Below are 25,720 nucleotides of genomic sequence, written 5' to 3' on the forward strand. Positions count from 1 at the left end.
ATTATGATGTATGAGTGATTACTACTCTACACTGTCAAAGTCTACAACAGTTTTTCTGTTAGCCATTACTCTGTCAAAATCTTCTTTAGTACCTACAACAAGCTTATCAAAATCTCGTTGACCAGTACCTGCAGGAATCAAGTGACCACAGATAACGTTTTCTTTTAGACCTTCTAATCTGTCAACCTTACCATGGATAGCAGCATCGTTAAGAACCTTAGTAGTTTCCTGGAACGAAGCAGCCGACATGAAGCTGGTTGTTTGAAGAGCTGCACGTGTAATACCTTGAAGTATTTGGTTAGCAGTTGCTGGGATAGCATCACGAACCTCTACGATACGAAGGTCACGACGTTTCAACATCGAGTTCTCGTCTCTAAGTTTACGTGCTGTAACAATCTGTCCTGGTTCGAATGTAGAAGAGTCTCCTGCATCTACAACGACTTTTTTACCCCAGATACGATCGTTCTCTTCCATTACAACATGCTTGTCAATAACTTGTTGTTCAAGGAAACGAGTGTCTCCCGGATCAACCACTTCTACTTTACGCATCATCTGACGTACGATAACTTCGAAGTGTTTATCATTGATTTTCACACCTTGCAGACGATATACATCCTGCACTTCGTTTACGATATATTCTTGTACTGCGGTTGGTCCCATAATTGCAAGAATATCCGAAGGAGTGGTAGCACCATCCGATAGAGGCATACCTGCACGGATGAAGTCATTCTCCTGTACCAGAATTTGTTTAGAAAGAGGTACCAGGTATTTCTTTATTTCACCTGTTTTAGATGTAATAATTACTTCTCTGTTACCACGTTTGATCTTACCAAACGAAGCCTCTCCATCAATTTCAGATACAACAGCAGGGTTAGAAGGGTTACGTGCTTCGAATAACTCGGTAACACGAGGAAGACCCCCCGTAATATCACCGGCTTTACCTACTGCACGAGGTATCTTAACTAGTACATCTCCGGCTTTCATTGTATCGCCATCTTCTTTGATAACGTGAGCACCAAGAGGTAAACTGTATGTTTTGATTATGTTGCCTTTCTCATCCAGAATGTGTGCCTCAGGAGCTTTAGTCTTATCACGCGATTCAATAATGATCTTTTCTTTCAAACCGGTTTGTTCATCCGATTCTACTTTGTAAGTTACATTTTCGATAACGTTTTCAAACTTGATCTTACCTGTTGCCTCTGATACGATAACAGCATTAAATGGATCCCATTCGCAAATTACATCACCTTTTTTAACCGATGTGCCTTCTTTGAAATAAAGTTTAGCACCATAAGGAATATTGTGAGTAAGTAATACGATTTTAGTATTAGGATCTACAACACGTATTTCTACAAGACGGCTTACTACGATTTGTACTTTTTTGCCTGTTTCGTCGATAGTCTCAACAACACGCAAGTCATCAATTTCCAAAATACCATCGTATTTTGTCATGATGCTGTTTTCAGTAGCAATATTCGAAGCAATACCCCCTACGTGGAACGTACGAAGTGTAAGCTGTGTACCTGGCTCACCGATTGACTGAGCAGCGATAACTCCAACGGCTTCTCCTTTTTGAACCATACGACCAGTAGCAAGGTTACGACCGTAACACTTAGCACATACGCCTTTTTTAGATTCGCAAGTTAATACAGAACGGATTTCAACACGCTCAATTGGTGAGTTTTGAATAATTGTAGCAGCTTCTTCTCTGATTTGTTCACCAGACTCTACAAGGATTTCTCCTGTTAGAGGATGTTGAATATCATGAACAGAAACACGACCCAATATACGTTCGTATAATGAAGCTACAACTTCTTCGTTGTTTTTAAGTTCTGTACAAACAAGTCCGCGAAGTGTACCACAGTCTTCTTCGTTGATGATCACATCTTGTGATACGTCAACCAGACGACGAGTAAGGTATCCTGCATCGGCTGTTTTCAATGCTGTATCGGCAAGACCTTTACGAGCACCGTGGGTAGAGATAAAGTACTCTAACACTGACAGACCTTCTTTAAAGTTAGAAAGGATAGGATTCTCAATAATTTGAGCACCTTCCGCTCCACTTTTCTGAGGTTTTGCCATCAATCCACGCATACCTGACAACTGACGAATCTGTTCTTTCGATCCACGAGCTCCAGAGTCAAGCATCATATATACAGAGTTGAAACCTTGGTTATCTTCTGAAAGTTGTTTCATCAAAATGTTCGACAACTTAGAGTTGATGTGTGTCCAGGTATCAATAATCTGGTTGTAACGTTCGTTATAGGTGATGAATCCCATATTGTAGTTTCCTAGAATCTGCTCAACTTCATCATATCCTTGTTTAACAAGCGTTTCTTTTTCTGCGGGGATAATTACATCCTCAAGGTTGAACGACAATCCTCCACGGAATGCCATTGTATATCCAAGATCTTTAATATCGTCAAGGAACTGAGCCGTTTTAGCAACTCCAGCCAATTTGATGATATTACCGATAATATCTCTAAGAGATTTTTTAGATAAGATTTCGTTGATAAATCCTACTTCGATTGGAGTGTTTTGGTTTACAAGTACACGTCCTACCGTAGTTTCGCGCATAATTGTAGCCACTTGTCCATTCTCATCAAGGTCTCTTACATACACTTTGATAAGGGCATGTATATCAACTTTCTTCTCATTGTAAGCAATGATAGCTTCTTCCGGTCCGTAAAAAGTAAGACCTTCACCTTGTGCTCCCGGACGTATTTTTGTAATATAATACAGTCCTAATACCATATCCTGAGAAGGTACTGTAATAGGAGCACCGTTAGCAGGGTTCAAGATATTATGAGACGCAAGCATCAACATTTGGGCTTCCAATATAGCGTCATTACCAAGAGGTAAGTGAACAGCCATTTGGTCACCATCAAAGTCAGCATTGAAGGCAGTACATGAAAGTGGGTGTAACTGAATTGCTTTGCCCTCGATCATTTTAGGTTGGAATGCTTGGATACCCAAACGGTGCAGGGTAGGGGCACGGTTGAGCAATACTGGGTGACCTTTCATCACATGCTCAAGAATATCCCATACTACAGGCTCTTTGCGATCAACGATTTTCTTCGCAGATTTTACCGTTTTCACGATACCACGTTCAATCAATTTACGAATCACAAATGGTTTGAATAGCTCAGCAGCCATATCTTTAGGAAGACCACATTCGTGCATCTTCAATTCAGGACCAACGACGATTACCGAACGAGCAGAATAGTCAACACGTTTACCTAAAAGGTTTTGACGGAAACGTCCTTGTTTACCTTTCAAACTATCAGAAAGTGACTTAAGAGGACGGTTTGATTCTGTTTTGATTGCACTCGATTTACGAGAGTTATCAAACAATGAATCTACTGCCTCTTGAAGCATACGTTTTTCGTTACGTAAAATTACATCCGGAGCTTTAATGTCGATCAATCGTTTCAAACGGTTGTTACGGATGATAACACGACGATACAAGTCATTTAAGTCAGATGTTGCAAAACGACCTCCATCCAAAGGAACCAGAGGACGAAGTTCGGGTGGTATTACAGGAACAATCTTAACGATCATCCATTCGGGGCGGTTTTTCGCCTTCGAACCACGGAAAGCTTCAACAACTTGAAGTTGTTTAAGAGCTTCGTTTTTACGTTGTTGAGAAGTATCTGTATTAGCTCTGTGACGAAGTGTATTAGCTAATGAATCAAGATTCAAACGAGCCAATAAATCGTAAACAGCTTCAGCTCCCATTTTAGCAATAAACTTATTGGGATCCATATCATCCAATAATTGATTGTCTTTAGGAAGTGTATCTAAATGGTTCAGATATTCTTCTTCAGTAAGTAAGTCTTTGTAGGCAACGCCTTCTTCTTCCTTTACTCCAGCTTGTATTACAACATAGCGTTCGTAATAAATGATCATATCAAGTTTCTTGGTTGGTATACCAAGAAGATAACCCATTTTATTAGGTAAAGAACGGAAATACCAGATGTGAGCAACAGGTACCACTAAATGGATGTGACCGGTACGTTCACGTCTAACTTTTTTCTCAGTAACCTCTACACCACAACGGTCGCAGACGATACCTTTATATCGGATACGTTTGTATTTACCGCAATGACATTCGTAGTCTTTTACCGGACCAAAAATACGTTCGCAGAACAAGCCGTCACGTTCGGGTTTGTATGTACGATAGTTTATAGTTTCGGGTTTCAAGACTTCACCGCTTGAACTTTCTAGAATTTCTTCAGGAGAGGCAAGACTGACAGTGATTTTTGAAAAGCTACTCTTTACTTTACTATCTTTTCTAAAAGCCATATATCAAATTATATAAAGAGTTAAAGTATATTGTAAGTATGTGGAGTATTCCATCGAGAAATACTCCACAATCCTATATTTTATTAATCAAGAGTTACGCTCAAACCAAGACCTCTCATTTCATGTAGTAATACATTTAATGATTCAGGTATACCCGGTTGTGGCATTGGTTCGCCCTTAACAATAGCTTCATAAGCTTTAGAGCGTCCCATAACGTCATCCGACTTGATTGTAAGTATTTCTTGTAAGATGTGAGCAGCACCAAATGCTTCAAGTGCCCAAACCTCCATCTCTCCGAAACGTTGACCCCCGAATTGAGCTTTACCTCCAAGAGGTTGTTGCGTAATAAGTGAGTATGGTCCGATAGAACGAGCGTGCATCTTGTCTTCAACCATGTGACCTAGTTTCAGCATGTAGATAATACCTACAGTTGCAGTTTGGTCAAAACGGTCTCCTGTACCACCATCGTGCAGATATGCTTTACCGTAGCGAGGCACACCAGCTTTGTCTGTCCAATCATTAAGATCATCAAGACTAGCACCGTCAAAGATAGGAGTTGCAAATTTCACACCTAACTCTTTTCCTGCCCAACCAAGTACGGTTTCGAATATCTGTCCAAGGTTCATACGAGAAGGTACACCCAGTGGATTCAATACGATATCAACAGCTGTTCCATCTGCTAAGAATGGCATATCTTCTTGACGAACGATACGAGACACGATACCTTTATTACCGTGACGTCCTGCCATCTTATCACCAACTTGTACTTTACGTTTTTTAGCTACGTATACTTTTGCAATCTGTACAATACCCGATGGAAGTTCATCTCCGATTGTAAGATCGAAACGTTTACGTTTCAGTTCAGCGTCAAGTTCTTTATACTTACGTAGATAATTTACAATTACGCTCTTTATAAGCTCGTTTTTATTATCATCAGTAGTCCAGTTACTAACTTGAATCGATTCGAAGTCGATGCTGTCAAGTGCCGATTTTGTGAATTTAGCACCCTTAGCGATAACATCTGTATTCAAATAATCTTTTACTCCTTGAGATGCTTTACCTTCAGTAAGAACCAATAGCTTATCAACTAAAATAGTTTTTTGTTTAGCCATTTTTTCTTCGTACTCTTCGTCTAATTTAGGAAGTAACGCTTTACTCGAAAGTTTTGTTTTTCCTTTTTTAGCCGCTTTAGAGAACAAATTGGTTCCAATAACAACACCTTTCAATGATGGAGAAGCTTTCAAAGAAGCATCTTTCACATCGCCGGCTTTGTCACCGAATATTGCACGAAGTAATTTTTCCTCAGGTGAAGGATCAGATTCTCCTTTAGGAGTAATCTTACCGATAAGAATGTCACCAGGACCTACACGAGCTCCTATGCGAACAATTCCTCTTTCATCCAAGTCTTTAGTTGCTTCTTCGCTAACGTTAGGAATATCAGAAGTTAATTCTTCAACCCCACGTTTAGTATCACGTACATCAAGAGAAAACTCTTCTACGTGAACAGATGTAAATACGTCTTCACGAACGATACGCTCATTCAATACGATAGCATCCTCAAAGTTATAACCTTTCCAAGGCATGAAAGCAACCTTAAGGTTCTTTCCGATTGCAAGTTCACCATCTTCAGTAGAATAACCTTCGGTAAGAATATCACCTGCTACTACACGTTGTCCTTTTTGACATGTTGGTCTAAGGTCAATAGTTGTATTCTGGTTAGTCTTTCTGAATTTAGGTACTATATATGTCTTAACAGCACTATCGAAGCTTATAAATTCTTCGTCATCTGTACGGTCATATTTAATTTTGATTGTACTCGCATCCACATACACAATTTCACCAGGACCTTCGGCCACGATTTGTGTACGAGAATCTTTAATAAGCAAACCTTCGATACCTGTACCCACAATAGGAGCTTCAGTACGAAGTAAAGGAACTGCCTGGCGCATCATATTAGATCCCATCAGTGCACGGTTGGCATCATCATGCTCCAAGAAAGGAATCAAAGATGCTGCAATAGATGCAATCTGAGTTGGTGATACGTCCATTAATTCGATTTCCTCAGGACCAACTACGGGATAGTCGGCATCCTGACGAGCTTTTACACGAGTATTAATGAAACTACCGTTATCATCTAAAGGAGCATTTCCTTGAGCGATAATTTTTTCTTCTTCCTCTTCCGCAGCAAGGTATATGATACCATCTTCAGAAAGATCTACTTTGTTATTAGTAACCTTACGATATGGAGTCTCAATGAATCCAAGCTCGTTGATTTTTGCATAAACACAAAGAGAAGAGATAAGACCGATATTAGGTCCCTCAGGAGTTTCAATAGGACACAAACGACCGTAGTGAGTAAAGTGAACGTCACGCACCTCGAAACCTGCTCTTTCACGAGAAAGACCACCTGGTCCAAGTGCCGACATACGACGTTTGTGAGTAATCTCAGCTAGAGGATTGGTTTGGTCCATGAACTGAGACAAAGCATTCGTTCCGAAGAATGTATTGACAACAGATGAAATTGTTTTCGCATTGATCAAGTCAATAGGAGTAAATACCTCATTGTCGCGGACATTCATTCTTTCACGAATGATACGAGCCATACGGTTAAGACCAACTCCAAATTGGTTGTAAAGTTGTTCTCCTACAGTACGTACACGTCTATTACTTAAGTGGTCAATATCATCTACAATTGCTTTAGAGTTGATAAGCTCAATTAAGTACTTTATAATTTCAATTATATCTTCTTTAGTCAAAACACGAACATCTACGCTCGTATTTAAACCAAGTTTTTTGTTTATTCTATATCGACCTACTTCTCCTAAATCGTAACGTTTCTCAGAGAAGAATAAACTGTTGATAACTTCGCGTGCGCTAGTATCATCAGCAGGCTCAGCACTACGCAGTTGTCGGTAAATATGACGAACCGCATCGATTTCTGAGTTACTAGGGTCTTTTTGTAAAGTGTTATAGATTATTGTATAATCCGAAGCATTTTGATTGCTCTTATGCAATAGTATCGAACCTACACCAGAGTCAAGAATAGCATCCATATGGTCTTTCTCAACGATGGTTTCACGCTCAATGATAACTTCGTTTCGTTCAATAGAAGTAACCTCACCAGTATCTTCATCTACAAAATCTTCCATCCACGTCTTAAGGATACGAGCAGCAAGCCTGCGTCCCTCTATCTTTTTTAGATTTTGCTTATTAACTTTAATTTCCTCGGCAAGGTCAAATATTTCGAGAATATCTTTATCACTTTCAAAACCGATAGCTCTAAGCAGAGTAGTTACCGGTAATTTCTTTTTTCTGTCGATATACGCATACATGACACTGTTGATGTCTGTAGCAAATTCTATCCAAGAACCCTTGAATGGAATGATACGTGCAGAATACAGTTTAGTACCATTGGCATGTACACTTTGTCCAAAGAATACACCTGGCGAACGGTGAAGTTGCGATACAACTACACGCTCAGCTCCATTGATGACAAAAGTACCTTTCTCTGTCATGTATGGAATTAGTCCAAGGTATACGTCTTGAATTACTGTATCGAAATCCTCGTGATCGGGGTCCGTACAGTAAAGTTTTAGCTTTGCTTTAAGAGGAACACTATACGTTAAGCCTCTCTCAACACACTCATCAATAGTGTAGCGAGGAGGATCGATATAGTAGTCCAAAAATTCTAGTACAAAGTTGTTGCGAGTATCAGCAATTGGAAAATTCTCAGCAAAAACTTTATATAAGCCTTCTTTCTTTCTTTTTTCAGGAGGTGTATCAAGCTGTAAAAAGTCTCTGAAAGACTTTAATTGTACTTCAAGAAAATCAGGGTACTGAAGAGGATTTTTTATTGAAGCAAAGTTGATTCTTTGATTTGTTGTAGTTGAAGACATGGAATACTCTTTTTTTTGAACTAATTACTTTTGACGCAAAAAGGTCAAGAACCTCCTTTCAAAGAAGGTTCTCAACCAACATCCTGATTAACAGGATCTTTTTGTTTTATTTAAGTTCAACTTCAGCTCCCGCTTCTTCCAGTTGTTTTTTCAATGCATCAGCTTCGTCTTTGCTAACACCTTTTTTCAATTCTGAAGGAGCAGCATCTACTAGATCCTTAGCTTCTTTTAAACCTAAACCTGTAAGTTCTTTAACAGCTTTTACTATAGCTAGTTTGTTTGCACCTGCAGATTTCAAAACAACATCAAATGCTGTTTTTTCTTCAGCAGCCTCTGCAGCAGCAGCAGGAGCAGCAACAGCAACAGCTGCAGCAGCTGGTTCGATACCGTATTCTGTTTTAAGAGTTTCAGCCAATTCGCTAACTTCTTTAACTGTCAAATTTACTAGTTGTTCAGCAATAGCTTTTACGTCTGCCATTTTTGTATGTATTAAAATTGTTATTACTTCTTTTGTTTAATTTATCTTTTCGATAGAGTCTCAAGTACTCCGTGGATGGTGTTACCACCTGATTGAAGAGCAGATACAACGTTCTTGATTGGTGATTGTAACAATCCGATAACTTCACCAATAAGTTCATTTTTACTCTTAACATTTACTAATGCCTTAAGATTTTTAGCTCCAATATAGAAGCTTTCTTGCACGTATGCAGCCTTAAGACTTGGTATACCTTCTTTGCTATATTTATCTATTAATTTAGCAGGAGCATTTGCTACGTTAGAAAGCATGATAGCTGTGTTACCTTTCAAGACAGGAGTCAATTCAGAATAATCAGTATCTAATGATTCTAGTGCTTTTTGCAACAAGGTATTTTTTACTACCATTAGTTTGATATCACTCTTGTAGCATTCAGCTCTTAAAGCGCTGGTTTTAGCTGCATTTAGTGTAGAGATATCAGTTAAATAAAAGTAATCATATCCTTTTATCGTAGCTGCAATGGTATCTATAATGGTGCTTTTGTCTTCCTTTCTCATAATTCCGTAGTTTTAATTAGTTTTCGTCTACTGATTTAGGGTCGATTTTAATACCCGGACTCATAGTGCTAGAAAGAAATACACTCTTCACATAAGTACCTTTTGCCGAACTAGGTTTCAATTTGATAAGCGTATTGATAAATTCTTTAGCATTATCTTTGATTTGATCAGCAGTAAATGATACTTTGCCTATAGATGCATGGATAATACCTGTTTTATCAACCTTAAAGTCAATCTTACCTGCTTTAACCTCAGTAACGGCTTTCGCTACGTCAACAGTTACAGTACCGCTCTTTGGATTCGGCATAAGACCACGAGGACCTAATACACGACCTAAAGCTCCGATTTTACCCATAATGGCAGGTTGAGTGATGATAACATCAATATCAGTCCAGCCACCTTTTATTTTTTCGATATATTCATCAAGACCAACATGGTCTGCACCAGCTTCTTTAGCAGCAGCTTCGGCGTCTGGCGAACATAATACAAGAACTCTAACTTGTTTTCCTGTTCCATGAGGAAGAGATACTACACCTCTTACCATCTGGTTAGCTTTACGTGGATCTACACCTAGACGTACATCTACGTCAACAGATGCATCAAATTTACTTGTAGTAATTTCTTTTACAAGTTCAGATGCTTCCTTAAGTGAATAAGATTTCCCTGCTTCAATTTTGCTAAAAGCTAACTTTTGATTTTTTGTAAGTTTACCCATTTCTCAATTGAAGTTTATTATTTAACATCAGGGAAAGCCCCTTTTACAGTGATCCCCATACTTCTTGCTGTTCCAGCAACCATTTTCATAGCCGATTCGATTGTAAAACAATTCAAATCACCCATTTTATCTTCTGCTATAACTTGTACTTGATCCCAAGTTACTTCAGCGATTTTTTTACGGTTAGGTTCAGCAGAACCACTTTTAAGCTTAGTCAGCTCAAGTAGTTGTATTGCTACAGGAGGATTTTTGATTATAAAATCAAATGACTTATCAGCATAGTAAGTTATTACAACTGGTAATATCTTGCCTGCTTTGTCTTGAGTTCTGGCATTAAATTGCTTGCAAAAATCCATGATGTTGATCCCTTTAGAACCTAAAGCAGGTCCTACGGGAGGAGATGGATTTGCTGCACCGCCTTTAATTTGTAATTTTAATTGTCCAGCAATTTCTTTAGCCATTTTTGTTTTAAATTTTTTTGTTTTTGTTTAAAACTTAGTGGAAAATCAATAAAAAATGCGTAACCAAATTTATTGTTCTTTTTCGACTTGTAAGTAATTCAATTCGAGAGGAGTTTTCCGTCCGAATATTTTCACCATCACTTTGAGTTTCTTTTTCTCTGCGTTCACTTCTTCAATAATACCTGAGAAGCCATTGAATGGTCCATTATTGACCTTCACTGTTTCACCAACGATATATTGAACATCCATTTCTTCGGCTTGCTCATCTAACTCATCCATTGTTCCCAAAATGCGGTTTACCTCAGATTGGCTCAACGGTTGCGGATTAGTGGCATTTGGAAGAAAACCGGCAACATAATTAATGTTGCGAAGTTCATGCACAACTTCACCCACCAAAGCAGCTTCTATCAAAATATATCCAGGGAGGTAAGCTCTTTCTTTAAGAACCTTCTTCCCGTTACGCATGATATAAGTCTTTTCGGTAGGTATAAGAACTTGAGAAATGTATTTTCCTAACTCGGTTTTCTTTATTTCCGCCTCAAGATACTCTTTGACCTTATTTTCTTTTCCGCTAACAGCACGCAATACGTACCATTTCTTTTCGATTTCAGTCATTTTAATAAATTAAAGAGGATTATTATACAAGATTGTAAAAATACTTAAGTGCCCATTCGAAAACAGAGTCTATCCCAAATACTATTAGTGCCATAATAAAGGAAGCTATCATAACAACAACAGCACTGCTCGTGAGCTCTGTACGTGTAGGCCAAGAAACCTTGTGTACAAGTTCGTTATATGAGTCTTTTACGTATTGAATTATTTTTTTCATTACCCATTAAGAGATTTGCACGGGTTGAGAGACTCGAACTCCCGACACCTGGTTTTGGAGACCAGTGCTCTACCAACTGAGCTAAACCCGTAAATAAAGTCGGCTATATGGTTATAGCCGACTTGGCTTTATTTTTTGATTAAATAATTAATCAATAATTTCTGTAATCTGACCAGCACCTACTGTACGACCACCTTCGCGGATTGCGAAACGTAGACCTACGTTACATGCTACTGGGTAAATCAATTCTACATTGATTGTTAAGTTATCACCAGGCATTACCATGTCTGTTCCTTCTGGAAGAGTGATTTCACCTGTAACATCTAATGTACGGATGTAGAATTGAGGACGGTATTTGTTATGGAATGGAGTGTGACGTCCACCTTCTTCTTTTTTCAAGATATATACCTCAGCTTTGAATGTCGTGTGAGGTGTTACTTTTCCAGGGTGAGTTATAACCATACCACGTTTGATATCGTCTTTGTCAACACCACGAAGTAATAAACCTACGTTATCACCAGCTTGACCTTCGTCTAGGATTTTACGGAACATTTCAACACCAGTTACTACTGATTTTTTTCCTTCAGATCCAAGACCGATGATTTGAACTTCTTCACTTGTTTTGATGATACCTGTTTCGATACGACCTGTTGCTACAGTACCACGACCTGTGATCGAGAATACGTCCTCAACTGGCATAAGGAATGGCTTGTCAACATCACGTGGAGGTAATTCAATCCAAGTATCAACAGCGTTCATAAGCTCCATAACTTGGCTAACCCAAGGCTCAACACCGTTTAATGCTCCAAGAGCAGATCCACGGATAACTGGAGTATTGTCACCGTCGAAATTGTAGAATGAAAGAAGTTCTCTCATTTCCATTTCAACTAGTTCCAACATTTCTTCGTCTTCAACGATATCGCATTTGTTCATGAATACAACTAGACGAGGTACGTTTACCTGACGTGCTAGAAGGATGTGCTCACGAGTTTGAGGCATAGGACCATCAGTTGCAGCAACTACAATGATAGCACCGTCCATTTGTGCAGCACCAGTAACCATGTTTTTTACGTAGTCAGCGTGACCTGGACAGTCAACGTGAGCGTAGTGACGATTAGCTGTTTGATATTCTACGTGAGAAGTATTGATAGTGATACCACGTTCTTTTTCTTCAGGAGCATTATCAATTTGGTCAAATGATCTAGCTTCAGAGAACCCTTTATCTGCTAATACTTTAGTGATAGCAGCAGTAAGAGTAGTTTTACCGTGGTCAACGTGACCGATTGTACCGATATTAACGTGTGGTTTCGACCGGTTAAAATGTTCTTTTGCCATAATAAAGTGTACTTATTATTAATTAATGATTGCTTTTTAAATTCTTTTCTATAAGTGACAATAAATCACTTTTTATAACATTGCCTGCCGCAATCTCTAGAGCCTATGACGGGACTTGAACCCGTGACCTCTTCCTTACCAAGGAAGTGCTCTACCAACTGAGCTACATTGGCGATGAGAGCGAAAGACGGGGCTCAAACCCGCGACCCTCAGCTTGGAAGGCTGATGCTCTATCAACTGAGCTACTTTCGCGATAAAAAGAGTGGGCAGTGATGGATTCGAACCACCGTAAGCTTACGCTATCTGAGTTACAGTCAGACCCATTTGGCCACTCTGGTAACTGCCCTTTCTTTTGAGCCTCTTGTCGGATTCGAACCAACGACCCCGAGATTACAAATCACGTGCTCTGGCCAACTGAGCTAAAGAGGCATAGGCTTGATTATTCTTAAAAAATAATCGCCGCTTCGCAGATGTGCTTTATGCGAAACGGCGACAAAAATAGAAAGAAATTTCTTAAGTCCCAAGAAAATATCAGTAATTTTTACTTAGACTGCACTTTTTCTTTGTACTTGATGAGTTGTTTCTCTAAAGCCTCTGTGCATAAATCGATTGCTTCTTCGAAACTTTCAGCTGTTTTGTTAGCGTAAAGCTCATCGCTCTTGACGTTTAGCTTTATTGAAGCGTCTTTGTTATTGCTAGTTTCGGGCTTTACAACTTTAAGTATAATATCTGCACTTAATATGTCGTCTGAATATTTTTCAAGTTTAGTAACTTTCTTTTGGATAAACTCTCTAAGTTTATCAGCAGCATCGAAATGTAGAGCTTGAATTTTAATGTCCATCATGATTCCTCCTTTTGTTTTAATAATTTATGCTCGAGGATGAGCTTTATTGTATATCTTTTTCAGTTCGTCAAAAGACGTATGTGTATAAATTTCTGTTGATGCTAGGCTCGAGTGCCCTAGCAATTCTTTTACAGCATTTATGTCAGCTCCATTATTAAGCATTCCTGTTGCAAAGGAATGACGTAATACGTGTGGACTCGCTTTCGCTAAAGTGGGAATCCATTTGAGGTGGTTGCTGACTACCCGGTGGATTAGCATGGGGTAGATTGGCTCTCCATCTTTCTTAACAAAGAAGGCGGCGGTTTGGTTCTCGAAATTATTATTGCGAATTTCTATATAGGAGTCGATCAATGCTATTGTGTTTTTACTAATAGGTATGATACGCTGTTTGTTGCGTTTTCCGGTGACTCGTATGTTTCCTGTGTAAAGATCCACATCTTTATCTGTTAATCCAATAAGTTCGGCTCTCCGCATTCCTGTTACATAGAATAGTTCAAGAATTACTTTATCTCGGAACGATTCGTAATCATTGTCTTGAACTTCGAGATCAAGCACTTTTTCCATATCCGAATAGTTTACGAACGAAGGTATCGGTTTTTTAGCTTTGGGTCCGCTAATCTTCTTGAGTGGGCTTATTGTTATTTGCCCCATTTTTTGGAGATAGCGATAAAATGACTTCAAAGAACTAAGTTTCCTATTTACTGATCGGGCAGATGTTTTGTTTTCCATTAAGGAAATAATCCATGCCCTAACAATATCTCCGTCTACGGATTCTAATTCTACTTCTGGATAATACGTCTCTATAAAGTTTTTGAGCTGGACGAGGTCTGTATAATAAGAAATCTCCGTATGAGAAGAGTAGTTCTTTTCATAACGGAGATATTCTATATATTTATCGACTGTCGCCATTCTTTTCCTTTATGGGATGAGTGACGAAGTTATACAATCGTTGTTATAAATACAAATGTTTTAATCTTCGATTTGGTGAAGCTTTTGTACGTATGCAGCGTGTATTCTTTGTTTTCTATTTGTAATAGAAGGCTTTTCGAAAGCTTGACGACGTCTCAATTCTTTTACAACACCAGTTTTTTCGAATTTTCTTTTGAATTTTTTAAGTGCTTTTTCGATGTTTTCACCTTCTTTTATAGGAACAACTATCATAATTTTTTGTTTTAAATTTCGATTTGAGAAAAATTTTGTTTTGATTTTTTAAAATAACGAGGTATTCATCATTATTAATGAATAGCCCTAGATGTGCTGTGTTTCTAATGCACTTCTATACCTTATATTATATGTTACTCTAAGTATTAATCAAAACCTCCTTTCTTTTTCGGGAGGCAAAGGTAAGAGTTTCAATGATAAAAACAAAAAAAAGATCAATTTATTACATTTCGGAAATTGTTAAGGTGTTTTGAGTTTTATCTCCTGATAAAGCTTGAGTATATCCGGTTGATTGATAAATTGTTATTTTCAAGGTGCCATTTTGAGCCAGATAATGAAAACTTTTACAGGATATGGTCAATGGTACACCGTTTACACTGCTTGTATATCCTACAAGAGTGGAAGCGGTAGCAGAAGCTCCTCCATCGTGAGAAAGTTCGACTTGGCTAGTTGGTCCTGCGGTGATATTACCGATTTTGAAAACTAGAGACGATGATACAGAGTAAATTCCTGACCTTCTAGCTGTAAAGATGCCGGTTGCGGCGTTAAAATCATTGTTTTGGTCAAATGTTTTTGTCCAATTTGTAATAGGAACACCTGCTGTCCCTAAATTAATGAAGGATTGCTGTGTGCTATTTTGAGCAATAACCAATGCTTTAGGTGGTTGGTTTTGTAATGTTATCCATTTGTTGCCATCGGAGTATTGTATTGCTCCATTAGTTATTAAGGGGTTGTATCTTATTGCGCCTGCCATCGCGTCGCTGGCTGTCATTGTTGTATAGCCAATGCCAATTGCATTGTCTATTCGTGAGGTTGATCGCAGATCAATTTTTGTACTAGGATTATCAATGCCTAAGCCTAAATTTCCTTCATCGGTTAATGTTAGAATATTCATATTGTTAGAGTCAGTTATTTTTATGGCCTTTGTTGTGGATGTATTTCCTTGTGATACAATATTTATTGTTGCAGCAGAAATGTCTTCTGTGTTTATCCCTATTTGAGCATTAATATTGAATGCTATTATAATGACTATGATAAAAGAGCAAACTAATCGTTTCATATTATTCTTTTAATTTGATTATTTCTTTCGGACTGTCTGGTTATTCAGCAACAATAGCCAAGTTTGTAAATCGCTCATTAGTCCATATCTGGCAAGTGGCGCCAACATTATGAGATACATTTATGCGTAAAGTTTCACCTTTTTGCAGGGCGAATGAGCCTGAGCCTACTATGCTTGGGTAAATACTTCCGCTAGACGAGTATGCGTTGATCCATTTCAAACTACTTCTTTCAGATATCAATGTGGCTTGAATATAACTATTGGCATTCACAGTTATTGTTCGGCACAATATCATAAAGCAGGCAGTGTAAACACCATCTTTTGGTGCAGTAAATATGCCGGTCGTTGGATTGAAATTATTATTGGCGTCGTATGTTGTAGTCCATTTAGTGATAGTGGTAGAAGTGTTATTTGGAAATTGTACGGTCGCATTCCCATTGTTAGCTATAATGCAGGTTCTAGCTTCTGATGTAACTAGCGACATCCATTGTACGCCATCTGAGTATTGTAGCATTTCTGTGCTAGGGTCATATCTTATAGCTCCTGCACCAATAGTAGCGGCTGTGATTGATGTGGTGCCAATACCTATGCTTGAGTTGTTGGAAGGGTTACGAATGTCGAGTCGTGTAGCTGGTGATGAATTAAGAGAGCCAAATCTACCTAGATTAGTGGTAGTCGCTATTTCTGTAGCATTCGAATTGGTTACTTTTAGAACTTTAGCAGAAGCTGTCTTCTCTGTAGATGCAATAATGTCTAATGTTGCTAGTGGATTGATTGTGTTGATGCCTACAGTTTGTCCTATTGAATTAGTTGCAATTAGTAGCATTGAGGTTGTGCTGATAATAAAAAGGAAGTGTCTCATATTAATTTTCTATTATGGTTAAGTTGTTGTAGCCACTCTTTAATGATTTGCTTGCTGCAAGATTTTGCCAAATAGATGCAGTTAGAGTTTCGTTAGTCGTCAGATGAAAACTTGCCGAACATAAAACACTTCCGGGTAGACTCGTTGCTGCTGTGTTGAAGGTTGTGATACTTTTCATGCTCATGCCATTTGATGCTAGCCATTGTGCTTCGATATAGCTTTTGGCAGCAATAGCTCCATCGTTCAAGGTTAGAATAAGGGTGGCCGTGTAGATTCCAGTTTTGGAAGCCGTAAACACTCCAGTTGTTGGATTGAAGTTGTTGGTGTTGTCTACTGATTTGTTCCAATATTGAACTTGTGTTCTTGTATTTTGAGTGAAAGTTTGGGTTGAGCCATCAAGGTTGGCTATGACATAGGCTCGAGGAGCATTTGCGGAAAGATCATTCCATTGAGTGTTGTTTGAATAGGATAGAGTTTTAGCGTCGGATTTATACATCAAAGCTCCGGCTTTGGCATCAGATGCGCTTTGGTTTGTTTCTCCTACGGCGATTATGGGTGCAATTCCTCCATCTCTAACATCTAAGTGGGTTATAGGATTGGCGACTCCTATCCCAATTTTTCCATCGTTGAAGATTGTTAGGATTTCTTTTTCATCAGAATTTACAACTTTTAGAGCTTTGCTTGAAGCAGTATTTCCTGTAGTGATTACGTCAAGCATTGCTAGAGGGGTGTTAGTATTAATCCCCACTTGAGCTTGGCAAAGCCCAGTGAGGAGCAAGCTGAAGATGATTGAAAAGAATGTTTTCATTTTTATAATGTTTTTAGTGTGAGTTGAATACGAAAGACAGCAGCGTGTAATCGCTACACGCTGCTGTCGAGCATAGTTGTGACATGGGTAAACGGTCGATTCGTCTTGATTTTGAACGACAACAAAAAACAAACCAGCTAAACGAAAACGTTTACCGAAACAACTTGAAATGTATTTATTGGGGAGATATTGTAAAATTTGAAAGGATGCGCTATTTTTATGCGCAAACAAAAAAAGACGAAAAACTCCGTCTGTAAATTTTTTATAGTAAACCTGTTTGTTATCTAGTCTCTCTCTCTCTCTCTCTCTCTCTCTCTCTCTCTCTCTCTCTCTCTCTCTCTAGTATTTCGACGCAAATATCCAAATCTAAAAAGTTAAATTCCAGATTGCTGTTGCTTAATATATTTGTTAATCGATATTTCATTAGTAGCGTAAAAAGGTATTTTACAGAGACAAAGATAAATATTAATTTATTGCATATGCAAATATATCTATTGATTTCTTTTGTAGAATAGAGCGAATTATGTTCAGTCTATGCTAGCTTATTTGGAGTAGATATATCAGGATTTGTGTCTGTCATTAAGTTTGTTTCAGTTGGTAGCTTTTATTCTAAGGATTGATAAAAACTGCTGCTGCTGATTGATTAAGAGTATATGTTTCAATTTTGGATAATGCCAATAAGTGACTCTTCTATTTTTTGAAAATATAAAATATTCACTTTCCTCTTATGTATAATAGAGAAAGTAAGAACTGATATATTAATTATTGTAGCTTTTTTAGCTCGTAATATAAGTATTGAGATATTTTATTTTTAGGATGACTCTATTGAATAAAAATTGATTCGAAACTTACTTTCTCTTTTTCTTTAATAAAAATATAGATTCTCCTTAATTGCAATGTAATAATATATATGATATGTACATATATTGTGGGTGTAAGATGTTGATATGTATTTGTTTATGAAATTTTGTAAAAAAAGCAATCTATAATTGCACATTTTTAGTATTTTTGTGCCATTCAACAATCAAAAAAGAATATTATTCACTAATAGAAAAATAAAAATGAGTCATAACTTATTAAAGGGCAAAAGAGGTATCATCTTTGGAGCTCTAAATGAAATGTCAATAGCATGGAAAGTTGCAGAAAAAGCTGTAGAGCAAGGAGCAACAATTACATTATCAAATACTCCTATGGCTATGAGAATGGGAGAAACTAATGCGTTGGCTGACAAGTTAAAAACAGAAGTGATTCCTGCTGATGCTACAATTGTAGAAGATTTAGAGCAAGTTTTTGCTAGATCACAAGAGATTCTTGGTGGTAAAATTGACTTTGTTCTTCACTCAATAGGTATGTCTCCAAACGTACGTAAAGGACGCGATTACGATGATTTAGATTATAAGTTTTTAGATAAAACATTAGACATTTCGGCTGTATCATTTCACAAAATGATGCAAGTTGCGAAAAAAATGGATGCGATTGCAGAAGGCGGTTCAGTTTTAGCTCTTACTCATATTGCTGCACAACGTACTTTTGCAGGATATAATGATATGGCTGATGCAAAATCGTTGCTAGAATCAATCGGTCGTAGCTTTGGTTATGTATATGGACGTGATAAAGGTGTACGTGTGAATACTATCTCGCAATCTCCTACAATGACTACTGCTGGAGCAGGTATTGGAGGTATGGGTGGATTTCTTGAATTTGCCGAAAAAATGTCACCTCTAGGAAATGCTAATGCTGAAGAGTGTGCCGATTATTGTATCGTTATGTTCTCGGATTTGACTCGCAAGGTAACTATGCAAAATCTGTTTCACGATGGAGGTTTCTCTAATATGGGATTAACTGCTGCCGTGATGGACGAGTTTAATGCAAACAAATAAGCTAGGATTTATTCCTTCCTATAAAAAGAATAAAAGGCTGTAAGCCTTAAGAGACAGAAAACAAGCGTTTTCTGTCTCTTTTTTTATTATATTTGCGAAGTTGTAAAGAAATGTAAAACAGTCTGAAAAGGATTCCTTTTCGGTAATAAGAAAAAGTTTAGTAATAATTATGTTAATAAAGATATATCCCGAGAATCCGAATCAGAAGGAAATCGATAAAGTTGTGAAGGTGTTGCAGGATGGAGGGTTGGTTATTTATCCGACCGATACTGTTTATGCTATTGGGTGCGACGCTCTGAATGTAAGGGCTGTAGAGAAAATTTGTAAAATGAAAGGTATCAATCCGGCAAAGAGTAATTTGTCTATTATTTGCTATGATTTAAGTAATATCAGTGAATATGCCAAAGTGGATACCTCTACATTTAAGCTTATGAAGAAGAATCTTCCTGGGGCTTTTACTTTCCTGCTTAATACAACTTCATCATTACCTAAGATATATAAGGATAAGAAGACAGTAGGAATAAGGATACCCGATAATAATATAATCAGAGAAATTGTAAGGATTCTGGGTAATCCGGTTTTGACAACATCTGTTAAAAATGACGATGAAATTATTGAGTACTCAACAGATCCAGAACTTATAGAAGAAAGATATGAAAAAATAGTAGATCTTGTTGTTGATGGGGGATATGGAGGTTTAGATGCTTCAACCATAGTTGATTGTACTGATGGAGAGCCTACTATAACCCGTCAGGGAAAAGGGGAGCTAATTTGGTAGGGATAAATAAAATACGTATTTTTACACCCAGCATTAATTATAATACGTAAAGAAAATATGAGAAAGAAACTTTTTACAATACTTACTATTGTTTTAGGGACTATGTTTATGGTGTCTTGTGGCAGTGATGAGCCAAAGACAGAACCAATTACTCCAGTTGTTAATGAAGACATTTTGAAGATAATGACCAGAAATTACCTTTGGGCATTACCTACTGAACCTAATCTGTATCAGGCAACAGAGCCTTTCTTTGGGTCATTGCTAAATGCAAAAGATGTTTACACTGATAATGGAAATAAATATACATATTCAAAAATATCACCGGTAAGTGGTCAAGTAGGTACTGTTTATGATCCAGGGTTTGAGTATGCGATTAACAATTATAGAGATGATGCAAATCCAGGTAAAGTAATAACTTATTACGTAATTTTATATGTAAAACCACGTACTGTTGCTGCTGACTACCTTTTAAGAGGGTTGTATATTACAACTGTTAACGGCGTAGCTGTTACTGCTGCTAATGCACCAACATTATTATATGATGCATACAAAGATGGAAAAGACGTTGATTTAATGATCAGAACCCCTCAGATTGTAGCAGAGAGAAAGATCACTATAAAACCATATGGTAATTATGTTGAAGCTCCATTGCACACTGCAAAAACATTAACTGCAGGGGCTCAAAAAGTAGGTTATGTACTATATAATCATTTTTCTTCGGGAACAAAGACTGGAGATTATACTTATGATAATGCTTTAGCCACGCAGTTAAATAAATTTGCAACAGATAAGGTTACCACTCTTGTATTTGATGTTCGTTATAATTCAGGCGGAAGTGTTTCTGCTATTCAGGCTTTAGGAAGTGCTTTAGTAAAGAATCGTGATACTAGTAAAGCTTTTATAGAGCAATTATTCCGAGCTGATTTAGCTAACCCAAATATTCCTTTAAAATTTTTAGAGAAAACAGGCGGAAATACTGCTATACCTAAGTTGGGCGATCAATTAGAAAAGATATATATAATTACAGGGCAATCTACTGCAGGTGCATCGGAAGCTCTTATTAATGCTTTGAAAGCATATAATAAAGAAATTATATTGGTTGGAGAGCAGACTAAAGGACGCCCTGTTGCAACTAGTAATACTCAAGATGTTACAAAACAGTGGAATCTACGAATTGCTTTGTCCTATTTAGCAGATGTAAATAAGACCTACAATTATGCGAATGGTTTTACTCCAAATCATATCATTAAAGAGGTACAAGCAAATGCTGATTTAAATGAGAATACAACTCTTTTAGGAGAATTGGGTACCGACAAAGAGATTATTCTTTCTCAAATCCTTAATATGATCAAAGGAAATCAGTTTGAAGCTGCTTCAGGTACAAGATCTGCAGGAATTGACAAAGAAGTGAAAACTTCATTATCTAGAAGACCAGGATCTAATGAAACTTCAGTAGAATTGATCGATCTTAATTAATAAAATAAGACTTAGAATTTAAGTAATATAGAAAAGTGGCGGAATCTTTATTGATTTCGCCACTTTTTGTGTTTCTAAGTGTATCGTTTTCTTAATTTTGTAAACAAAGATTAAATCTTTATATTTGCGATAGTCTGTAAATCACAAGACAGCAGATATAATCAATCCGAAGAGTCATTCTAAAAAAAATATTTATGAAGATCAGATATTCGTTATTATTAATGGCTTGCATGAGCCTGATCACCTTTACTTCTTGTGAAGATAAGGATGATGAAGACAATAATGAAGGAGGAAATCCTTCATTGTCAGATAATGAATATGTCAATAAATGGATTTATGAGCAGATGGATGAGTGGTACCTGTGGCGTGATCAGATGCCGAACGAAAGTAAGCTTAATTTAGATCAGGATCCGACTGCTTTTTTCAATAGCCTATTATATGCCCGTGAAAGTACAAAGGGGTATACATTTTCGACAATAGAAAGCACTCATGATAATATGTTGAAATCAGCCAGTCTTGATAATAACGGAGTATCATCTGATCTGGGTTTTGAATATATTCCGGCTAGAACATCTTTAGCTGATTCTCCAATTGCTTTTATTGTGGTTTATATAAATAAAGGAACCAATGTGGCGGCTCAAGGAGAGCTCAAGAGAGGAGATGTTATTTTTAAAGTGGATGATCAGGCAATCACGATGAATAACTATCAGACAATCTTGTATCAAAATAAGTCTAGTTATAAATTGGGCTTTGGCAATAATTTGCCAGCTAAAACAATAACGATAACTTATAATTATGAAGAAAATCCGATATTTTTGGATTCTATTTATGTTGAGAATAATAAAAAAATAGGTTACTTGGTTTATAACTCCTATAAGATGGGAGATAAGTCGTCTCGCGTTTATGATGTACAGATGGCTCAGATATTAACTAAGTTCCAGCAACAGGGAGTTACAGATTTAGTATTAGATTTACGTTACAACTTAGGAGGCTATCTCGAATCTGCCAAAGTTTTGTGTAGTGCATTGGTTCCTAATAGAAGTACTAAGAATATACTTCAGATAAGTGGTTATAACTCGGTTAAGCAAGCACAAATAGAAGCTATGTCTACAGCTGCAAAAAACAGTTATTTATGTGACTATTTTACTGATAATGTTGTAAATTTCAATACCGGAGGCACTTTAACTTCGATACCTAAGCTAGGAGACCAATTGAAGAATATCTATATCATCGGAACGGGTAATACAGCATCAGCAAGTGAGATGACTATAAATGCACTGACTCCGTACATTAAAGAAGCAGGTAAGAAAATTGTTCTTGTAGGAGAAACAACAATGGGTAAAAATGTAGGTTCATCTCCTCTTTCTAAAGATAATGATACTCGAAATACTTATGTGTTGCATCCAATTTCATTTAAAACATATAACAAAGATAAGGAGTCTAATTATGATGCCGGATTTGATCCGGATATAGATGCAGATGACTTTGAGTTGTTATTTACTCAAGGAGGAATGAAACCTTTAGGTGACAGGAATGAAACCATGCTAAATGTTGCAATTTCGAGTATTACAGGAGCTAGCAGAACTCGAACGGCAGCAGCAAGTACCGGTAGTTATAAAAAATTACCAGGCTCTTCCTTAGAGCATAAACCAACAGCTTATCAACTGATAAGCAATAAAGGGAATTAAATAGAATCATTTAATACTATATTTTAGAGTTGTAACAATACAATTGTTATACCTCCTTAGAAATAAATAGGTCTGAGACCTTTTATCAGAATCTTTGAAAGAAAAAAGAATAAAATTTTAGACAAGACAGAGCTATGAAAGTAATGAAATTTGGCGGAACGTCTTTAGGTTCTGCTCAAAACATATTGAATGTAAAGAAGATAATAGATGCCGAGAAAGGCTCTTTAGTGATTGTCGCGTCTGCTTTTGGAGGAATAACGGACAAGCTGATGGCTACCTCTTTGCTTGCTGCAGATGGTAATGCCTTGTATGAGACTAGCTTTAAAGAAATAATAGAAAGACACCTTACGATAATTCAGGAGATACACTTTGATAAGAAGGTTGAGGCTGATTTGGTATCGAAAATTAACGTTCTATTGGATGAGCTTAGTAATATATTCAAGGGGGTTTATCTGATAAATGATTTGTCGCAACGTACATCTGATAAAATAGCAAGTTATGGAGAGAGACTTTCTTCTCTGATTGTGAGCTATGTTTTAGGTGATTTTGAATATCTGGATGCTATTCAATTAATAAAAACGAATTCAGCTTTTGGAAAACATACCCCTGATATAGAACTTTCGAGTTCTTTGATAAAGAATGCCTTTGCTACTTCGTCGGGTAAAGTATTAGTTGCCGGTTTTATCTCAGCATGCAAATCTCGAAATGAGATTACCAATCTGGGTAGAGGTGGTTCAGATTATACAGCTGCTATATTCGCTTCGGCTTTAGATGCTGATGTGTTGGAAATATGGACAGATGTGGATGGCTTTATGTCTGCTGATCCTAAGGTGATTAGTGGGGCTTATGTGATAGAACATCTGACATTTACCGAAGCTACAGAATTATGTAATTTTGGTGCAAAGGTGATATATCCGCCTACAATATTTCCGGTCTATCATAAGAATATCCCTATTCGTATAAAGAATACTTTCCATCCAGAATTACCTGGAACATTCATATCTCATGATGGGGGTGAAAATAAGCGTAAGGCATTAATAAAGGGGATTTCTTCCATTGATGACACCTGTCTGCTTACGGTTCAAGGACTGGGTATGGTTGGTATCATTGGTGTCAACTACCGTATATTTAGAGCTTTGGCTAAAAATGCGATTAGTGTTTTTTTAGTATCACAGGCATCATCCGAAAACAGCACCTCAATTGGAGTTCGTTCTGTGGATGCCGATTTGGCGGCACAAGTGTTGGAAGATGAATTTGCGAACGAGATAGCTTTGGGTAGTATCAATAGAGTACAGTTGGAGCGAGATCTGGCAACGGTTTCTATTGTTGGAGAAAACATGAAATATACTCCCGGTATTGCAGGGAAACTATTCGAAACTTTAGGTAAAAGCGGTATTAGTGTAGTTGCTTGTGCTCAGGGAGCTTCGGAGGTAAATATCTCTTTTGTTATTAAAAATAAATATTTGAGGAAAGCTCTGAATTCTATTCACGATTCATTCTTCCTATCAGAATATAAGGTTTTGAATTTGTTTATTGTTGGAGGTACGGGTATTGTCGGAGGTCATTTAATTGAACAGATAAAAAAGCAGCAACCTAAATTGAAACAACAATATTCTCTCAAATTGAATGTGGCTGGTATAGCAAACGGACGTAAAGCATTGTTCTGTCGTGAGGGTATTGATCTGGATAATTATAGAGAACTTTTGGATAAAGAGGGCATAACCAGTTCTCCAAGTATCTTACAGGATAAGATATTGGATATGAATATTTTTAATGCCGTATTTGTTGACTGTACAGCAAGTGAGGCTGTTGCGTCGTTATATGATGGTTTGTTGGCAAATAATGTATCGGTTGTTACTGCAAATAAGATTGCCGCATCTTCTCCTTATGAGAACTATTTGAAATTGAAAAATACGGCTCGTGAGCGGAATGTGAAGTTTTTATTTGAAACAAATGTAGGAGCAGGTCTTCCTATTATAAACACAATGAATTCTCTTACCAATTCGGGAGATAAGATTATAAAAATAGAAGCAGTATTATCAGGTACGCTTAATTTTATATTCAATACTATAAGTAAAGATATTCCATTCAGTAAGGCTGTAAAGATGGCTAAGGAGGCAGGATATGCCGAGCCCGATCCTCGTGTTGATCTATGTGGACAAGATGTAATCCGTAAATTGGTTATTCTGAGTCGTGAAGCTGGTCATAAAGTGGAACAAAAAGATGTAAAAGTGAAACTTTTTGTGCCTCAGAAGTATTTTGATGGAACACTCGATGAATTTTGGAGTACCATCAATGAAGTTGATAAAGGCTTCGAAGAAAGACGTCAAAATTTAGAAGCTGAAGGGAAACATCTTCGTTTTGTAGCTAAATATGAAGATGGCGAATGCGAAGTTGGTTTACAAGAAGTAGATATGAGCCATCCGTTCTATGAACTGGAGGGAAGCAACAATATAATTCAGATTACAACCGAACGTTACAACGAGTATCCTATGATTATAAAAGGATATGGGGCGGGAGCAAGCGTTACTGCTGCCGGAGTATTTTCAGATATTATAAGTATTTCGAATGTGAGATAAATGCTTATGTA

Annotated in this window: 20 protein-coding genes and 5 tRNA genes; 5 read left to right on the forward strand and 20 right to left on the reverse strand. The window is 37.3% G+C overall.

The window, feature by feature from the left end:
• Positions 1–21: 21 nt before the first annotated feature.
• The 20 genes from rpoC to IR022_RS16260 all read right to left on the reverse strand — a co-directional run bounded on the left by rpoC (position 22) and on the right by IR022_RS16260 (position 17,308).
• Positions 22–4,305, reverse strand: a complete 4,284-nt coding sequence (gene rpoC, locus IR022_RS16165; protein WP_050708318.1) for a DNA-directed RNA polymerase subunit beta' — start codon at positions 4,303–4,305, stop codon at positions 22–24.
• A gap of 83 nt (positions 4,306–4,388) precedes the next feature.
• Positions 4,389–8,201 (reverse strand): DNA-directed RNA polymerase subunit beta, encoded by a 3,813-nt coding sequence (gene rpoB, locus IR022_RS16170; RefSeq protein WP_050708319.1) that lies wholly within the window; start codon positions 8,199–8,201, stop codon positions 4,389–4,391.
• A gap of 106 nt (positions 8,202–8,307) precedes the next feature.
• The gene (gene rplL / locus IR022_RS16175; RefSeq protein ID WP_050708320.1) at positions 8,308–8,679 is read right to left on the reverse strand and encodes a 50S ribosomal protein L7/L12; all 372 of its coding nucleotides are present in this window, start codon (positions 8,677–8,679) and stop codon (positions 8,308–8,310) included.
• A 41-nt stretch (positions 8,680–8,720) separates the two neighbouring features.
• Positions 8,721–9,233: a 50S ribosomal protein L10 gene (gene rplJ / locus IR022_RS16180; protein ID WP_194204506.1), complete on the reverse strand. Its 513-nt coding sequence runs from the start codon at positions 9,231–9,233 to the stop codon at positions 8,721–8,723.
• A gap of 16 nt (positions 9,234–9,249) precedes the next feature.
• Positions 9,250–9,948, reverse strand: coding sequence for a 50S ribosomal protein L1 (gene rplA / locus IR022_RS16185; RefSeq protein ID WP_050708322.1), 699 nt, complete (start codon positions 9,946–9,948; stop codon positions 9,250–9,252).
• 17 nt (positions 9,949–9,965) lie between these two features.
• Positions 9,966–10,409, reverse strand: coding sequence for a 50S ribosomal protein L11 (gene rplK / locus IR022_RS16190; RefSeq protein ID WP_050708323.1), 444 nt, complete (start codon positions 10,407–10,409; stop codon positions 9,966–9,968).
• A gap of 69 nt (positions 10,410–10,478) precedes the next feature.
• Positions 10,479–11,024 (reverse strand): transcription termination/antitermination protein NusG, encoded by a 546-nt coding sequence (gene nusG, locus IR022_RS16195; RefSeq protein WP_050708324.1) that lies wholly within the window; start codon positions 11,022–11,024, stop codon positions 10,479–10,481.
• 22 nt (positions 11,025–11,046) lie between these two features.
• Positions 11,047–11,238 (reverse strand): preprotein translocase subunit SecE, encoded by a 192-nt coding sequence (gene secE / locus IR022_RS16200; RefSeq protein ID WP_050708325.1) that lies wholly within the window; start codon positions 11,236–11,238, stop codon positions 11,047–11,049.
• A gap of 18 nt (positions 11,239–11,256) precedes the next feature.
• Positions 11,257–11,329, reverse strand: a tRNA-Trp gene (locus IR022_RS16205).
• A 56-nt stretch (positions 11,330–11,385) separates the two neighbouring features.
• On the reverse strand, positions 11,386–12,573 hold the full coding sequence (gene tuf, locus IR022_RS16210) for an elongation factor Tu (protein WP_050708326.1): 1,188 nt from the start codon (positions 12,571–12,573) through the stop codon (positions 11,386–11,388).
• A gap of 100 nt (positions 12,574–12,673) precedes the next feature.
• Positions 12,674–12,746, reverse strand: a tRNA-Thr gene (locus tag IR022_RS16215).
• 6 nt (positions 12,747–12,752) lie between these two features.
• A tRNA-Gly gene (locus tag IR022_RS16220) sits at positions 12,753–12,825 on the reverse strand.
• 11 nt (positions 12,826–12,836) lie between these two features.
• A tRNA-Tyr gene (locus IR022_RS16225) sits at positions 12,837–12,919 on the reverse strand.
• Positions 12,920–12,928: 9 nt separating this feature from the next.
• Positions 12,929–13,002 (reverse strand) — tRNA-Thr (locus IR022_RS16230).
• Between the two features lie 112 nt (positions 13,003–13,114).
• Entirely contained in the window at positions 13,115–13,414 is a 300-nt protein-coding gene (gene hpf, locus IR022_RS16235; RefSeq protein ID WP_050708368.1) for a ribosome hibernation-promoting factor, HPF/YfiA family, read from the reverse strand.
• 27 nt (positions 13,415–13,441) lie between these two features.
• Positions 13,442–14,326 (reverse strand): tyrosine-type recombinase/integrase, encoded by an 885-nt coding sequence (locus tag IR022_RS16240; protein WP_194204507.1) that lies wholly within the window; start codon positions 14,324–14,326, stop codon positions 13,442–13,444.
• A gap of 60 nt (positions 14,327–14,386) precedes the next feature.
• Entirely contained in the window at positions 14,387–14,578 is a 192-nt protein-coding gene (rpsU, locus tag IR022_RS16245) for a 30S ribosomal protein S21 (RefSeq protein WP_050708328.1), read from the reverse strand.
• Between the two features lie 223 nt (positions 14,579–14,801).
• Entirely contained in the window at positions 14,802–15,638 is an 837-nt protein-coding gene (locus tag IR022_RS16250; protein WP_194204508.1) for a hypothetical protein, read from the reverse strand.
• A 40-nt stretch (positions 15,639–15,678) separates the two neighbouring features.
• Positions 15,679–16,500, reverse strand: a complete 822-nt coding sequence (locus IR022_RS16255) for a hypothetical protein (RefSeq protein WP_194204509.1) — start codon at positions 16,498–16,500, stop codon at positions 15,679–15,681.
• Between the two features lies 1 nt (position 16,501).
• A complete protein-coding gene (locus tag IR022_RS16260) occupies positions 16,502–17,308 on the reverse strand; it encodes a hypothetical protein (RefSeq protein WP_194204510.1) in 807 nt (268 codons plus the stop codon).
• Positions 17,309–18,369: 1,061 nt separating this feature from the next.
• Here IR022_RS16260 and IR022_RS16265 point away from each other — a divergent pair.
• The 5 genes from IR022_RS16265 (at position 18,370) to thrA (ending at position 25,709) form a co-directional block, all read left to right on the forward strand.
• The gene (locus tag IR022_RS16265) at positions 18,370–19,188 is read left to right on the forward strand and encodes an enoyl-ACP reductase (RefSeq protein ID WP_050708332.1); all 819 of its coding nucleotides are present in this window, start codon (positions 18,370–18,372) and stop codon (positions 19,186–19,188) included.
• Positions 19,189–19,357: 169 nt separating this feature from the next.
• Entirely contained in the window at positions 19,358–19,966 is a 609-nt protein-coding gene (locus IR022_RS16270; protein WP_050708333.1) for an L-threonylcarbamoyladenylate synthase, read from the forward strand.
• Between the two features lie 57 nt (positions 19,967–20,023).
• On the forward strand, positions 20,024–21,442 hold the full coding sequence (locus IR022_RS16275) for a S41 family peptidase (RefSeq protein ID WP_194204511.1): 1,419 nt from the start codon (positions 20,024–20,026) through the stop codon (positions 21,440–21,442).
• Positions 21,443–21,636: 194 nt separating this feature from the next.
• Positions 21,637–23,130, forward strand: coding sequence for a S41 family peptidase (locus IR022_RS16280; protein ID WP_194204512.1), 1,494 nt, complete (start codon positions 21,637–21,639; stop codon positions 23,128–23,130).
• A 134-nt stretch (positions 23,131–23,264) separates the two neighbouring features.
• Positions 23,265–25,709 carry a bifunctional aspartate kinase/homoserine dehydrogenase I gene (thrA, locus tag IR022_RS16285; RefSeq protein ID WP_194204513.1) on the forward strand — a complete coding sequence of 815 codons (2,445 nt, stop codon included), beginning with the start codon at positions 23,265–23,267 and terminating at the stop codon, positions 25,707–25,709.
• Positions 25,710–25,720 lie beyond the last annotated feature (11 nt).

It is taken from the genome of Dysgonomonas sp. GY617, assembly GCF_015233815.1.
Lineage (GTDB): Bacteria > Bacteroidota > Bacteroidia > Bacteroidales > Dysgonomonadaceae > Dysgonomonas_A.